14 protein-coding genes are annotated in these 14,760 nt (G+C 46.1%); 9 read left to right on the top strand and 5 right to left on the bottom strand.

Annotation, left to right across the window (positions count from 1 at the left end):
• Positions 1–28 precede the first annotated feature (28 nt).
• On the bottom strand, positions 29–1,279 hold the full coding sequence (locus tag G6R11_RS14195; protein WP_163133745.1) for a leucine-rich repeat-containing protein kinase family protein: 1,251 nt from the start codon (positions 1,277–1,279) through the stop codon (positions 29–31).
• A gap of 240 nt (positions 1,280–1,519) precedes the next feature.
• Here G6R11_RS14195 and G6R11_RS14190 point away from each other — a divergent pair, with 240 nt between their 5' ends.
• Complete coding sequence (locus tag G6R11_RS14190; protein WP_205472831.1) at positions 1,520–2,743, top strand: dicarboxylate/amino acid:cation symporter; 1,224 nt, start codon at positions 1,520–1,522, stop codon at positions 2,741–2,743.
• Here G6R11_RS14190 and G6R11_RS14185 read toward each other — a convergent pair.
• From G6R11_RS14185 to G6R11_RS14175, 3 genes are read right to left on the bottom strand one after another with little or no spacing between them, the layout of a single operon-like run.
• Positions 2,740–4,101, bottom strand: coding sequence for a sigma 54-interacting transcriptional regulator (locus G6R11_RS14185; protein WP_304503128.1), 1,362 nt, complete (start codon positions 4,099–4,101; stop codon positions 2,740–2,742). The two genes, G6R11_RS14190 and G6R11_RS14185, sit on opposite strands and share 4 nt — an antisense overlap.
• Positions 4,088–4,609, bottom strand: a complete 522-nt coding sequence (locus G6R11_RS14180) for a hypothetical protein (protein WP_163133743.1) — start codon at positions 4,607–4,609, stop codon at positions 4,088–4,090. The genes G6R11_RS14185 and G6R11_RS14180 overlap by 14 nt, the downstream gene beginning before the upstream one ends.
• Entirely contained in the window at positions 4,599–6,035 is a 1,437-nt protein-coding gene (locus G6R11_RS14175; protein WP_163133742.1) for a HAMP domain-containing sensor histidine kinase, read from the bottom strand. Before G6R11_RS14175 ends, G6R11_RS14180 begins: the two co-directional genes overlap by 11 nt.
• A gap of 347 nt (positions 6,036–6,382) precedes the next feature.
• Between G6R11_RS14175 and G6R11_RS14170 the strand changes: the two genes are divergently transcribed.
• The 5 genes from G6R11_RS14170 (at position 6,383) to G6R11_RS14150 (ending at position 11,945) form a co-directional block, all read left to right on the top strand.
• Positions 6,383–6,727: a hypothetical protein gene (locus tag G6R11_RS14170; RefSeq protein WP_163133741.1), complete on the top strand. Its 345-nt coding sequence runs from the start codon at positions 6,383–6,385 to the stop codon at positions 6,725–6,727.
• A gap of 168 nt (positions 6,728–6,895) precedes the next feature.
• Positions 6,896–8,005 carry an aspartate-semialdehyde dehydrogenase gene (gene asd, locus G6R11_RS14165; protein ID WP_163133740.1) on the top strand — a complete coding sequence of 370 codons (1,110 nt, stop codon included), beginning with the start codon at positions 6,896–6,898 and terminating at the stop codon, positions 8,003–8,005.
• A gap of 226 nt (positions 8,006–8,231) precedes the next feature.
• On the top strand, positions 8,232–8,528 hold the full coding sequence (locus G6R11_RS14160) for a hypothetical protein (RefSeq protein WP_163133739.1): 297 nt from the start codon (positions 8,232–8,234) through the stop codon (positions 8,526–8,528).
• 130 nt (positions 8,529–8,658) lie between these two features.
• The gene (locus G6R11_RS14155; protein ID WP_163133738.1) at positions 8,659–9,684 is read left to right on the top strand and encodes a GGDEF domain-containing protein; all 1,026 of its coding nucleotides are present in this window, start codon (positions 8,659–8,661) and stop codon (positions 9,682–9,684) included.
• Positions 9,685–9,830: 146 nt separating this feature from the next.
• Entirely contained in the window at positions 9,831–11,945 is a 2,115-nt protein-coding gene (locus G6R11_RS14150; RefSeq protein WP_163133737.1) for a substrate-binding domain-containing protein, read from the top strand.
• Here G6R11_RS14150 and G6R11_RS14145 read toward each other — a convergent pair.
• Positions 11,896–12,060 carry a hypothetical protein gene (locus G6R11_RS14145; protein ID WP_163133736.1) on the bottom strand — a complete coding sequence of 55 codons (165 nt, stop codon included), beginning with the start codon at positions 12,058–12,060 and terminating at the stop codon, positions 11,896–11,898. The two genes, G6R11_RS14150 and G6R11_RS14145, sit on opposite strands and share 50 nt — an antisense overlap.
• A 163-nt stretch (positions 12,061–12,223) precedes the next feature.
• Between G6R11_RS14145 and G6R11_RS14140 the strand changes: the two genes are divergently transcribed.
• The 3 genes from G6R11_RS14140 to G6R11_RS14130 are packed head-to-tail and all read left to right on the top strand — an operon-like array spanning position 12,224 to position 14,736.
• Complete coding sequence (locus tag G6R11_RS14140; RefSeq protein WP_163133735.1) at positions 12,224–12,829, top strand: TetR/AcrR family transcriptional regulator; 606 nt, start codon at positions 12,224–12,226, stop codon at positions 12,827–12,829.
• A gap of 41 nt (positions 12,830–12,870) precedes the next feature.
• Entirely contained in the window at positions 12,871–13,698 is an 828-nt protein-coding gene (locus G6R11_RS14135; RefSeq protein ID WP_163133734.1) for a glutaminyl-peptide cyclotransferase, read from the top strand.
• A gap of 18 nt (positions 13,699–13,716) precedes the next feature.
• Positions 13,717–14,736, top strand: a complete 1,020-nt coding sequence (locus G6R11_RS14130) for a Gfo/Idh/MocA family oxidoreductase (protein WP_163133733.1) — start codon at positions 13,717–13,719, stop codon at positions 14,734–14,736.
• Positions 14,737–14,760 lie beyond the last annotated feature (24 nt).

Below are 14,760 nucleotides of genomic sequence, written 5' to 3'. Positions count from 1 at the left end.
CATAGCTTTGAGGTGCTAGTTAGAAAAACTAAGCTTCAAGCAGCTTACTAGCCAATTGATTTAACTGCTGATAAGTGTTCGAGCTTTGCTCGCTAGCTTGGCAAATGCTTAGCATATCTTCGATAAAGAATGCTAATGCGCGTTGCTCAACGCGTATTAGTTTAGCTTGCACTTCCTGCGACAAATATTCGTAATGCGAGGCTGCGCCAAAATCGCCTAATACAATGTTGTGCTGCTCATCCACCAGCACATTGTGTGCATATAAGTCGCCATGGCACATATGGTGCTCACGTAGATGAGAGAGCAAACTTTGCATTTGCTCAACTATTTTGGCAATCGCTTCAATACCCAGTTGTTGCTCTGGTAAAAAGGTATCTCGAGTGCAGCTGGCTAAACTAGGTGGCTGGCCTAGGTTGCTAAAGTGTTCGGGAATCAACTTCATCACTACGGCCGAGCAATCAGCCTGGTCTATTTGACCCATAAAGTTAACCAAGGCAGGGTGTTGATCAACATGCAGGCAGGCATCTAGCTCATCACTGGGGTAGCCGTCGCTAGTCACCTCTCCCTTAAACACTTTGATTGCTACACTGCTGGGCAAATCTACGTCAGATTTAGGATGAGCTAACGAAATAACTCCAGAAGCACCTTGCCCCAAAACTTTGTCGACCACAAAGTCATCAAGCGAGAATTTGGCTAGACCAGAACCATGCTCAAAAGCTTGGCAAAAAGGGTTGCCTGCAAAGGCCAACCAAGCCAGTCTAGGTAGCTCCAGCAGCTGAGTTGGGAAGCTATTTAAACAGTTGGCAGAAACACGCAGTAGCTCTAAGTTACGACATTGCTTCATCGATTGTGGCAAGGCTGTAAGACGGTTGCCAGCTAAGGCACACTTTTGTAGCTCACTACATTCACCCAGTTGTTCTGGCAGGCTTTCAATTTGATTATCGGTAAGAATTAACCAGCGCAATTTAACTGGCAAAGCCGCGGCAGAGACTTCTCGAATCTGATTAGACTTAAAGCCTATCATGTCTAAATTTTTACAACGCCCCAGCACTTCTGGCAATACTTCAAACTGGTTATTAGAGGCAAACACTATGCGCAAGTTTTGCAGTTGGCTAAGTGACTCTGGCAAAGCCCGCAATTGGTTATCACTAAGATCTAAGACCTCAACCAGAGGGCAATACTCTGCAAAATCTTCTGGCAGTTGTTCGAGGTTGTCTTTGATATTAATACGAGTGTGTTGGCGTAGTTGGCCGGAACGAAGTTGCTCTAAAGTATGCATAATGGAATAGCTAAGTAACAAAAGTTCGACATAATAGCCTGTTAGCACTAATAAACGTGAATTGTTTAGCGCGATAAACGCAATAAGACCTCAAGCAAAGCTAAATCCCCACCACCCGAAACGACATATAAAACCAAGTATTGTCTATTTATTGGTTTATATAATGCCCTTGGATACAAATTGCAGTACAATGCGCGACCATCAAACGCACTGATAATACTATTCACAACAGGAAACTTGATGGACACCGCACAACCCCTCTATAAAAATATTGGCGTACAAGTAGTCATAGCGATGATTATTGGTACGGTAGTTGGCGCAGTAATGGGTGAGCAAGCTGCCATTTTTGCCCCACTCGGCGCAATCTTTATCCATTTGATTAAAATGCTGGTTATTCCGCTAATTGGCGTCTCCATTATTTCTGGCGCTGCTAACTTAGGTAATAGCCCTGCCGCTGGCAAAATTGGTATTTCTACCTTTGGCTTTTTCATGGCCACCTCAGCGGTAGCCGTTGCGTTGGCATTAGTAATGGGCTCGCTGTTCCAACCAGGAACCGGCCTCGACTTAAGCCAAGCCAGCGATATGTTTTCTAGCGAATACGCCGATAAAGGTGCCGTACCTGGCGTGATGGAAACGGTTATCGGCATGATCCCAGAGAATATTTTTGCTTCTCTAATGGATGCAAATATTCTGCAGATCATGGTGTTCTGTTTGTTCTTTGGTATTGCGCTGTCAAAACAACCTAGCGATAAAACAGCACCCATTATGAGTGGCTTAGACACCATTATTCGTGCATTCATTTGGATGATTAACATCGTAATGCTAATTGCCCCGCTTGGCGTATTCGGCCTTATGGCAGAGTCGGTAGGCACCTTTGGTTTTGCTATGTTGGGCTTAGTAGCCAAGTTATTTGCGGTTTACGTGGCGGCGATTCTTATCTACGGTTTTATATTCTACCCGCTCACCATCAAGCTATTTTCCAAGATGTCGGTGCGCGAGTTTATGAGCGCCATGAAAAAGCCTCAAGCGGTTGCTTTGTCTACCTCTTCATCAATGGCGACGCTGCCGGTAACTATGGAAGTGGTTGAAGAAGAGCTAAAAGTGTCTAAAGCTACTGCCTCATTTGTACTGCCGTTGGGAGCCACCATTAACATGAGTGGTAACGCCATTTACTACGGCTTAGTGGCGGTGTTCTTTGCACAAATGTTCCAAGTAGATTTAGGCTTAGCGGCTTATGCAGCAATTATCTTCACTGCAACCCTAGGTGCAATTGGTCAGGCAGGCGTGCCGGGGCCATCATTCCTAGTAGTAGCGGTATTGCTAGCAGCAGGCATTCCTATTGAAGGCCTACCGCTATTATTTGCCTTGGACCGTATCTTTGACATGATCCGTACTTCGTTAAACATCACCGGTGACGCCGCTTGTGCCGTCATTGTTGATCGCTTTAACGAAAAGCACCTTTAAGCGCGAAACGACTCGGGGCGCAAATGATGGCGCTCCAGTAGTTTGTAAAACTCGGTGCGATTACGCATCGCTAAGCGCGCTGCCTGGCTCACGTTCCCCTGAGTTAGGCGCAACAAGCGCGCTAAATAACCTCGCTCGAACTCATCTCTAGCCTGAGAAAAGCTCACCAACTCAGCTTTTTCACGCAAGGCTTGCTGAACTAATTGCGCTGGAATCAGTGGCCCAGTAGACAAAGCATTAGTTTGCTCAACCACATTCATAAGCTGTCTCACATTGCCGGGCCAACGTGCCGACACCAAGCTCGACATTGCCTCTGGCGAGTAAGTTTTTAAGGCACTGCCTTGGCGATCAGCAATTTGCTGGCTGAAATGATGCACCAGCAAGGGAATATCTTCTCTACGTTTTGCTAAAGGCGGCAAGCCCAGCTCCACCACATTGAGGCGATAATAGAGATCTTCACGAAACTCCTGTTGTTGCACCGCTTGATATAAATCTTGGTGAGTCGCCGAAACAATTCGCACATCAACGGGAATATTTTTGGTTGAGCCCACCGGACGCACTTCTCGCTCCTGCAATGCGCGCAGCAACTTAACTTGCACGCTTAAGGGCGTATCGGCAATTTCATCTAAAAATAAGGTTCCGCCATTGGCTGCTTGAAATAAGCCAGGGTGGGCATTCGCCGCGCCACTAAAAGCCCCTTTAGCGTGGCCAAATAGCTCAGACTCAAACAAACCTTCGGGAATGGCTGCACAGTTAACCGCAACAAACGGGCCTTGCTGGCGTTGACTGGCTTGGTGAATCGCCTTAGCCAGCAACTCTTTACCGGAGCCACTTTCACCTTGAATCATGATGTTTACATCGCTGGGCGCAACCTGCTGAATTTGCTTTATCAGCACGTCCATTATTGGGCTACGACTAATAATCTCGCTGCGCCAGCTAGCTTGTGGCTGTTGGCTTTCGCCTTCGGTAACATTTGGCTGAAGCTGCAAGGCGTCAGCCACCTTTGCCAGCAATTCTTGGCTATCGAAAGGTTTGGTTAAATAACCAAATACCCCTTGTTGAGTTGCTGCAATCGCATCGGGAATATTGCCGTGAGCAGTGAGTAACATCACTGGCAAACTAGGGTACAACTGCTTTATCGCATTAAACAAGGCGAGGCCGTCCATACCATCCATGCGCACATCACTAATAACTAGCTGAGCGGGGTAACTTTCCAGTTCAGCCAAGGCTTCTTTAGCGCTAGCTACCGCATGTACTTCGTATCCAGCCGATTGTAATCGCAGACTTATTAGGCGCAGTAGGCTGGGGTCGTCATCGACAACCAATAACTTTCCGCCTTGATGATTAATTTCGTTCATTTAGTTGTTGCTCAATTCGCGTGAGTTCATCTAGCTGCATTTTTAATGCCCCAATTTGCTGCTGCAGTAAATCTTCTTGCTGCTGCTGGGTAGAAGCGAGATCTTCGTATTTATGTAGCCAACGCAAGCTATCCGCAATTTGGTCGTTCAAGGCCACCAGCATGCCACGTTGGGTAAATACTTGGTCGCTAGCTAAGGCCTTATTAAACAGCGCATGAGCGCGGTGCGGATTCTTCACTGGTGACTTTTTATAGGCATATATTAGGCCAAGTTTAATACCGTTGTTGCCTTGTTGCGGATCCAGTAATAACAACTCTAACTCGTTGAATATCTGATCTTCATTAAGGGTCTCAAGGTTTAAATAGTAGGCTGCAGGGTCAAACTCTCCTAGCTCTGGTTGCTGAGCGTCGCTAACAGGCACCACTTGTTGATTGGGGCGTGTTAACTCACAACCGCTAAGTATTCCCGTTACGATACTAAGCAGCACTACGTACAATTTAACTTTCATCTAACTCGCTTCCTTGTAAGCCCTCTACGACAAATCGACTGCCTTGTTCTAAGCGCTGATAACGCAAACTGGCGTGTTGTCGTTCAACTAACTCTTTGGCAATCGTTAAACCTAAACCACTGCCTTTTAAACGCGGATCTTTGGCGGTTTTCCCTTGCACGAAGGGTTGGAAGATCCGCTGCTGTAGTTCGTATTCAATGCCTTCGCCTTCGTCGTCAATATATAAACTTACGCCGTTTACCGTGGCAAACGAACCTAATTTTATCACCCCAGCTTGCGGTGAGAACTTAATCGCGTTCGACAATAGGTTATCTACAATCACCCGCAACTGCTCTTGATTGGCCATCACGTGGCTCTCTCCCAGCTCTATCTTGGGACTTAAGCCTCGGCTAGACAGGCTTAAGCGATGACTTGCCAAGACTTTTTCAATCAGTGGCTTTAAGTCCACCGGATGATGGACTTGTTCACCAGGGGTATCCAACAGTAAATTAAAATCGAGCAAGGCTTCAATCAATTGCTGCAAGCGCAAACTGCTATCACGCAGTATTTCGGTAATCTCCTGCTGCTGGGCATTAAGCGGCCCAGCGCTGTTATCGTAAAGCAATTCATTTCCTTCACGAATCGCCGCTAACGGCGTTTTTAGCTCATGTGAAATGTGTCGAATAAAGGCGGTTTTTTGCTGCTCTAAACTTAATAGGCGTAAACGCATATCATCCAGTGCATCGGCTATCGCCATCACTTCGGTAGCCCCACTTACCTTAATGGCTTGCTCAAATTCGCCGGACTTTAAACGGGCAATTTGTGGCCGCAGTTGTTGCAAAGGCCGAGTAATTACCAATACCAATAATACCGCAGCAGCTAAGGCAATAGGCAGGCTTACCATACTAAACAACAAGCGTTGCTGGGCTTGTTGCGTGGTATCTTGTAGGGCCATGGCCAGTTCATTGATTAAGCTTTGGCTGCGCTGGTCAAAACGATGACTTAAGCTGGCAAAGCGCTTAAATTGAATGTTTAGCGCCACTCTTTGTAAAGCTTGCGGGCTTTCCATTAACTCGCTGAGCGATTGCAATTGCTGCTCTAACTCATAAACAATCTGCAATAGTTCCTTGTCATCGCTGCCGGTACGCAGTTCAAACAAGCCTTTAGATACCCGTTGCCATTGCCGCTGATAGAGCTTTAATCGATTTTCATCTGCTAGCACTCTAAATTGACGAGCACTGCGTTCTAAATCCAGCAGAGATTCATCTAAACGTTTACTTGCCGACACCACTTGTGCTGATAAGAATGCAGTTTGCTGGCCTTGCATAGACACTTGCTGCAAGTAGTAAGAGGCGAGCAATAAACTAAGTAATAGCGGCAAACCCAAGGTGGCTAAGGCCCAAAAACTAAGCCGGCGAATAGAGGCCAGCACGCGAAAATTTATCAAACAACTATCCCTAGCGAGGAACAACAATCCAAACAGCCGACTATAATGCCAGAGATGCACAAAAATCCCACTGTCGCCAAACAGAGACAGTTAATTCATATGATGAATAATCGAGCTAAGTCACTGATTTAAGATATAAGTGTAAAGTTTTGTTGCTAGCAGACTAGATTTAAACCGCAAATTCCCCCACCACTGTCGTTAATTAGCGACACATTTTCCCACCAGCAGGACTAAGGCTTTGATTTTTAAGTGCTAAATATTTGGCTTAATTTGTGCTGTAGCTCACAGGGTTTAAGGTGAGCGGCTTCTTATTATCTCGCCAAATTATTTAGCTTAAAGGAATCAAAATGGAACAGTTTGATCAACGTTGTTTAAGAATTGGCGATTGGATTTTCGAAATTAAAATGGTGCGCGCTATCCGAGTAAGTGAATATGGTCAGCCCTATGATGCCTGCGCCAATATCAACTTTAATGGCACCCAAGCCTACATCGACAGCCAACTCACCCGCAGCGACAACGCTTTTAGCGGCAAGGACTTTGCCAGCTTCGTTCAGTTCTGCCAAGAAATGGGCATTACCGACGCCTGCTACGACCGTTACTCCCAAGGAAAGCGTCGCAGCCGCAACATCAATATTGGCGAAGATCAGCGCCAATCTCCCAAGGTGGTTAACTTTCCAACCGGCCCACGTTAATTAACGCTGTATTCATCTTGGCAAATAGTGGTCGAAAAGCGCTCAATTTTCTTTGATAAGCGCTAGTGTTACAGGCTTGCCAGTGGTAATCTCAAGGATTGGTTAAACGTACTTGTTTAGCTAAACAGCAAACACAAAGATCATAAAATAAAGGATGTAAAACGGACCATGAAAGTAGGTTTGGTTGGTTGGCGCGGCATGGTGGGTTCCGTGTTAATGCAGCGTATGCGCGAAGAGAGCGATTTTGCCCACATAGCTCCGGTTTTTTTTAGTACTTCTCAAGTAGGTATTGCAGGTCCAGATGTTGGCACCGGCGAAACCATCTTGCAGGATGCCTTCGATATCGACAGCCTAAAAACCATGGACACCATTATCACCTGTCAGGGTGGTGATTACACCAAAGACGTTTACCCTAAACTACGCGAAAGTGGTTGGGATGGTTACTGGATTGACGCCGCTTCAGCTCTTCGTATGGAAGATGATGCAGTCATTGTACTAGACCCAGTAAACCGTGACGTAATAGACCAAGCCTTAAGCAAGGGTGTAAAAACCTATGTAGGCGGTAACTGTACCGTTTCACTACTGTTGATGGCGATTGGCGGCTTATTCGAAAAAGACCTTATTGAATGGGTTAGCCCAATGACTTACCAAGCGGCTTCTGGCGCGGGTGCCCGCAACATGCGCGAATTAATCAGCCAAATGGGCGAGATTCGTGACGATGTTGCCACCGAGTTAGCTGACCCAGCATCTGCCATTTTAGACATCGACCGAAAAGTGGCCGATAAAATGCGTAGTGACGACTTCCCTACCGATCAATTTGGCGTGCCACTAGCAGGTAGTTTAATCCCATGGATTGACGTACCTCTAGCGAGCGGTCAAAGCAAAGAAGAGTGGAAAGCCCAAGTAGAAGCCAACAAAATCTTAGGCACCAGTGACAGCCAAACACCTATCGATGGTATTTGTGTGCGCATTGGCGCTATGCGTTGTCATAGCCAAGCGCTTACCATTAAGCTGAAGAAAGATATTCCAGTGGCTGAGATTGAAGAAATTTTAGCCGCTCACAACGATTGGGTGAAAGTGATTCCTAATGACCGTGAACTATCAGCTCAAGAGCTTACTCCTACCAAGGTAACTGGCACACTTAGTGTTCCGGTTGGTCGTATTCGCAAGCTCACCATGGGTCCAGAATACATTTCTGCCTTCACCGTGGGTGACCAATTGCTTTGGGGCGCGGCAGAACCGCTACGCCGCATGTTACGCATCTTAATTGGCAAATAAGCCAATTTAGTATCAACAAGGCCCAGTTAATCAACTGGGCTTTTTTTTGCTTTTTATCCGCTCACCAACTTCCAAATTATGGTTTTAAGCTAGGCCATTTTCAACCTTGCGCAACACAAACAACAATTAAGCATCAAATTGTTTTCATAGCTGGGCAAAATTTACTAAGCTATTGATAAGAAAAATATCCTTTATTTACTAATTCGTTGAAATTGTAGGAATCGCGATGAAAAAATCTCTAATTGTTGCCAGCGCCATTGTCTTACTGGGAGCTTGTTCAAGCTCTGATCCGGAACAAAACCAAGGTGTGATGATTACCGAGAAATCAACCGATGTGGTTGATTGTAATATTCTAGGGGTATTTAACGTAGACCCACAAAGTTTAGACAGCGATAACGGCAAACAAGAGCTAAGCCAACGAGTTATCAGCCTTAAAGGCAATGCAGTGCAACTGATTCCTTTAACTACTGCTGAGCCAGAGTTAGTTAGCGCTCATGTTTATCAATGTCCCGAGGCATCATAGTAAACCGTAGTCTTATATTAAGGAGCTTACTCGGCTCCTGTTGAATCATATTTATAAAGCCGTATTGTTTACTACGCTATAAAAAGCAGGCTGCAAGTGGCGTGAAGCAACGAGTATCGATGGAGCTCATATGAGCGATAAAATTCTAAAAAAAGCGACCCTAAATCTAAAAAAGGCTGTGCCTTTGATGATGAAACATCAAATCCCTGCCACGCCTAGCAACTATGCATTATGGTATTTGTACGTTGATGATCAGAATCCAGAGCTAAATGCAGCCATCGATGAAATCATTAGTGAATACGACACCGTACCTACCACCAGCAGCCAAATTCTTTATCAAAACCACATTGCTAGCCAGGAAGAGTTAGATGTGAAAAGCATGCGCCATAGCCTAGAAGCCATGGCCACAGAGCTATCACAAACCATGACCGACACTGGCTCAGACACCAATGCCTTTCAATCAAGCATAGATAAGAATTTTGCCAAACTAAATCGCATTGAAGAAGACGGCATTCCACTAGAACAAGTGTTAGGCCTCGTACGTAACCTTATCGATGACGCTGCTAATATTCGACAAAGCACCGACTTTTTTAACTCTCAGTTAGGTAAAGCCCAAGCAGAAATTGAAAACTTAAAAAATCAGCTTAAAGAAACCGAGAAAGAAGCCCTCAACGATGCACTTACCGGTGCCTTGAATAGACGCGCCTTTGATGCAGACTTTAAAGACTTATTTGATTCAAACCCTGAGGGTTTGTGCATTATTATCGCCGATATCGATCACTTTAAAGCGTTTAACGACAACTATGGCCACGTACTGGGCGACCAAGTATTAAAAATTGTCGCTAAGCGGATTAACGAAGCTTGCCGTGACGGCGCTAAGGCTTACCGTATTGGCGGCGAAGAGTTCGCCATTATTTGCCCTAAATCTAATCTGCGTTCCGCCAGGCATTTAGCCGAATCCGTTCGCCGAGCCATAGAGAAGTTAAGCCTAAAAGATCGCCGCTCTAACCAACGTATCGACAACATCACTTGTTCCTTTGGTGTTGCCGAATACAACATGGTGAGCAAGTCTCGAGCGATTGTTGATGCAGCCGATACTCAGCTTTACGAAGCCAAACGACTCGGCCGAAACCGGGTAATGCCGATTCCGAGTTAAGCACCCTAGGTATGCTTTTTTGCCCCCAAAAGCATGCCGCTTAGCCACAAAAATACAATTTATTAACAATTCTCCTAGCTAAATCACAGCAATCTCAATTTCACTTGTTACATTGAAAGGTATCAAGACTAAAACTATTGTTCTTAATGAAAAAACGCATTGCCGTCATATTGCCAACATTGTCTCAAACCATCGACCAACAGGTGATTCGAGGCATTCAAACGAGTCTAGACCCGCAATTATATAGCTGCCTATTCATGCCCATTGGCTACCTCGCAGATGAGCAAGAGTTTCAAGACAAAGACCTATGGCTTGTAAAACAACTAAGCAATCTAGATATAGATGGGGTGGTCTTATACGGCGGCGGCGTAGGATACAAAACCTCCGATAAGGTAATGAACAAAGTGGTCGAGGCGATTGGTGAGCTGCCAATCGTAAATGTTGGCTCGGTAATACCGGACATCCCTTCAGTGTTGGTTGATAATTACAGCGGTATGTACCAGCTAAGCCAACACATGCTGGAAATTGGCTGCAAAGACATCCTGTATATCGACGGCCCAGAGAATAACTTCGATTCCCAGCGGCGCTACAAAGCCTTTAGCGACGTACTGGCAGAGCATGGATTAAGCCATAATCCTGAACAACACCTACATGGCGATATGACACCCGTTGGAGCGGCTAAGTTATGCCATCAATGGCTAGCCAAACATCAACGCCTCCCCGATGCCATCATGTGTGTGAATGACCTTAGCGCTAAGGGTGTGATAGAAGAATTAGACAGACAGCAGGTAGCCATCCCTGAACAGGTAAAAGTAAGCGGCTTTGATGATTTTGAATATGCCGATGCCATTCGCCCCAGTTTAACCACTGCCATTTATCCCGCCCAGCGCACGGGTTCTCTTGCTGCGCAACTGGTCGTCGAAAGCATTAACGGGGCAAGCCTTGATGCTGAATATCAATTAGAAACCATGTCAGTGCTTCGTGAAAGTAGCGGAGCCCCAAGCAAAGAAGTGGAGAAACGCAGCAACGACGAGCAAAATCGCCTGCTTATCCGACAGCGAGACAGCAATGCCCAGCGCCTTGCGGTAACCCGCTTGCTGCACCAACGGCAAAACCTCGACACCATTTTAACTCAAGCCCAGCCTACTCTAGACGAATTGGGCATTCCTGAGCTGTATATCTATCAACAAGGTTTTAGCGAACAAGGGAAAAGCCACACTTACTTGGCTCACCACTTACAGCCCGGCAGCTTAGCTTTGGCCGAATCAATAACGCCTCTGCCCGCCGCCTTTGAAGACGCAATAGGTGATAAAGCTCACCAAGGTTTGTGGGTAATTAGTGAACTGAAAAGCGGCCAACAACACTTTGGTTACATGGTAGCGCTCACCGAAGGAGTGCATGCTGAGTTTATCGAATTTATGGCACCGCAAATCGCCGATATCATCGACCACCAGCGGCTACTGGAAGAAACCAAACAATATCAGGAACAAGTAGAACTCAGTGAGAAAATGGCAGCCTTAGGCGGATTAGTCAGTGGGGTTGCTCATGAAATTAATACTCCTTTAGGTAACGGCTTATTGGCTGCCAGCCACCTTAAAGAGCAAATAGAGCAACTTGCAAAGCAGATGAGTGCTCAGCAACTCACCAAAGCCAACTTTGAAAAGTTTGTTGCCGATGCCACCAATACCAGCGAAATCATCATTAGCAGTGCCCAGCGAGCGGCTGAACTAATTACTAGCTTTAAACAGGTTGCAGTTGATCAAAGTTACGAAGAGCAACGCAAAATCAACCTCGCCGATTATATCAACAAAGTATTGCGCAGCCTGCAGCATCAACTTAAAGGCACTAAGGTTGAGCTAGTCACTCAACTAGAGCCAAACCTGCACGTATTCACCTATCCTGGGGCTATTGCTCAGGTAGTTACCAATTTGTTTGGTAACGCGCTAATTCATGGCCTAGACCATGGCAAAACCCTAGGGAAAATTAGCATTACTCTGGAGAAAACGGCACAAGGCGCCCAACTTATTGTGGGCGATAATGGCAAAGGTGCCAGCCAAGAAACCGTTAGCCATATTTTTGAGCCCTTTTATACCACTGCTCGCGGCAAAGGAGGTTGCGGCTTAGGCATGCACATTGTGTACAACCTGATCACCCAAAAACTACAGTGGCAATTGCACGTTGAGACTCAAGTGGAACAAGGCTTTAACTTTACTATCGCGATTCCACAGCAGGCGCTAAACCAAACTGAAGCGGCCAGCTAAGTAGTAAGTAATACTCTGCTAAACGTGGCGGCAAACCACTGAGCTTGCCACTAAACTCATTTTGCGGATAACTGGCGTTTTGCCATTTTCGTTCTGCGGCGGCTTCTCGATTCATCTTAACGTTTCCCACTCAAGAACACCCTAATAGTGTGGCGGGCTTTTTCAGCCACAAGATGAAACTTCCATGAACAATTTGCGGTAATTGTTAGCCCATGTATTTACTAAATTTGTTAGAATCAGCTATCGGCCAAACCGCAGTAATCAATTTGTCTTAAACAATGACTCTTAGCCAAAAAAAACGCGCACAAATCATCAATGCCGCCATTAGTGAATTTAAGGCCAGTGGCTATGCAGCCACCAGCATGGATCGCGTCGCGCAAACGGCTCAAGTAAGTAAACGCACCGTTTATAACCACTTCCCAAGCAAGCAGGCCTTGTTTATTGGCATTGTGAGTATGATGCTAGATTTGATTTCAGCAGCCACTAAAATGGAATACTCCAGCGATCTCAGCTTAGCCGAACAGCTAACACAACTGGCAAATAAAGAACTGCAGTTGTTCGCCGACCCAGAGTTTATCGACCTTGCTCGATTGGTGATTGCTGAAGCGATTCATATGCCCGAGCAAATGATCGAAACCATGCAGCACATGGCGACTTTAGAGAACAGCATCAACTATTGGTTTGAATGTGCCATTAACGATGGGCGCATTGATAGCAATAACCCAAGCTTAGCCAGCAGCCAGTTTTTGTCGATGTTAAAAGGTCGCTGTTTTTGGCCACAAATCATCAACCGCATGCCAATGCCAAGCGCTGCCGAGCAAACAGAGCTGGTAGAAAGTTGCATTGCCATGTTTTTAAGTCATTACCAGCCTAAGCCTGAATAGCTTGCGCTTACCTCTTTCGATGTCGCCAAGGTGGCCACTGCATGTTTAAAGTTATTGGTTTAATCGCCCTGTTAATGATTGGTACTCTCGTTGGCTTGGTGATGTTTCCCCCGCCAAGCAGCGAATTTCAAGACAGTCCTTTAGCTGAATTAAGCGTGCAACCGCAGCTGGTTGCGCAATTAGATGGGATCCCAAATGCCGCTAGCCTGCTGTGGCTACCTAAACAGCAACATTGGCTAGTGGGTACGCTGGCACCGCAAACGGTATTAGTTACCGGTTCGGCGAAATTGGCCTACCTTAATTCCACACTCAGTGAAGCAAGGCTAGAAGAGCTACCCGCCAGCGGCGATATTGCCGACTTAGTATTAGTAGACGATCACCTAGTGGGTATTTCTAGTGACGCTCGGCTGCTGTATTTCGAACTTACCCAGCAAAGCTGGCGCTTTGTCGACAAGCGCAAGTTAATACGCGACGGTCTTCACCACAAAACCGCTGGTTTAGTCTGGAACCCACAAGCACAAGAGTTTTACACTTGTGAGCGCGAAGGCTTAAAACGCTGTTATCGTGGTGATAGAGATGGTAAGCAACAGCAAAGCTTTGACTTAAGCCACCCTAGCCAACAAGCTCAGTTTACTCAATATCAACTGGGCAGCATGACTTTGCACCAAGGTCGCTGGTTTGTGCTCAGCACTCGCTATAGCAGCTTGTTAGAAATTGAGCCGAAGTCTGGCAAAGTGCTTCAAGTAATAGCCTTGGAACAAAGCGACACTGCCCAAGCGATTGCCAGTGATGGTGAGCAACTTTGGTTACTTTCGGTCATACGCCAGCAACCTGAGACAATTAAGCTAGCGACAATTCCTCTACCTTAAGCCCATATAGGAGCACGCATGTTAAACGTTGGTATTATTGGATTTGGTTTATCGGGGCGGGTATTTCACGGCCCGCTAATTAGTGCTCAACCGCAGCTTAACTTGTTTGCCATTGCCAGTTCTCGCAAGCAGGAAGTTGCCGACGCCTACCCCAAAGCGCTGTGTTTAGATAGTGAAGCTCTGATCAATCATCCCAACATCGACATAGTAGTGATTGCTAGCCCCAACTCATTACATGCCGAGCAAGCCGAACAAGCAATGCTCGCAGGCAAACATGTGATAGTTGAAAAACCTTTAGCCATAAGCAGCGAACAATGCCTGCAACTGCAGCAAATTGCCGAACAAACCGGCAAGTGTTTAAGCGTTTTTCATAACCGCCGCTGGGACAGTGACTTTTTAACTATCTCACAGCTGCTTGCTAATCAAAGCCTTGGCAAAATTCATTCTTATTCGGCTCACTTTCACCGTTATCGTCCAGTGGTGAAACAGCGTTGGAAGGAGCTGGATCCACAAGGTGGTGGGGTACTCTACGATTTAGGCGCTCACCTTCTCGATCAGGCGCTTAGCTTATTTGGTAAGCCCGATAAACTATGGGCTCATTTAGATACTCAACGCGAGGGTGCAAAAACGCCCGACTGTTTTGATTTACACCTAATATACCCCGACAAAAAAGTACAACTTAGCTGTAACTCCTTAATGGTTGAGCCCGGTCCTCGATTCCAAATACATGGCAGTAAAGGCTCCTACGCTAAGTGGGGAATGGATCCGCAAGAACAGCAACTAGCGGCGGGGCTATCGGCCAATTCTTCCAGTTTTGGCCAAGATACTAATCGCAGCGAAATCCATCTAGCTGGCCAGGCGCTATTACATAAGTCATTAATAAAAGGTAACTATTTAGCTTTCTATGATAACTTTGTAAATGCAGTGACTAAGGGTGAAGTATTAAGCGTTAGCGCTCAGCAAGCTAGCGACGTTATCGCTTTAATTGAGCTCGCAACCCTCAGTCACCAGCAGCAAACGATATATTCGCTCAACTAAGCGAATAGCTTTTATCAACTTAAC

This window comes from Agarivorans sp. Alg241-V36 (assembly GCF_900537085.1).
GTDB lineage: Bacteria > Pseudomonadota > Gammaproteobacteria > Enterobacterales > Celerinatantimonadaceae > Agarivorans.
Note: the sequence above shows the minus strand (reverse complement) of the source record. Positions and strands in the feature narration are given on the sequence as shown.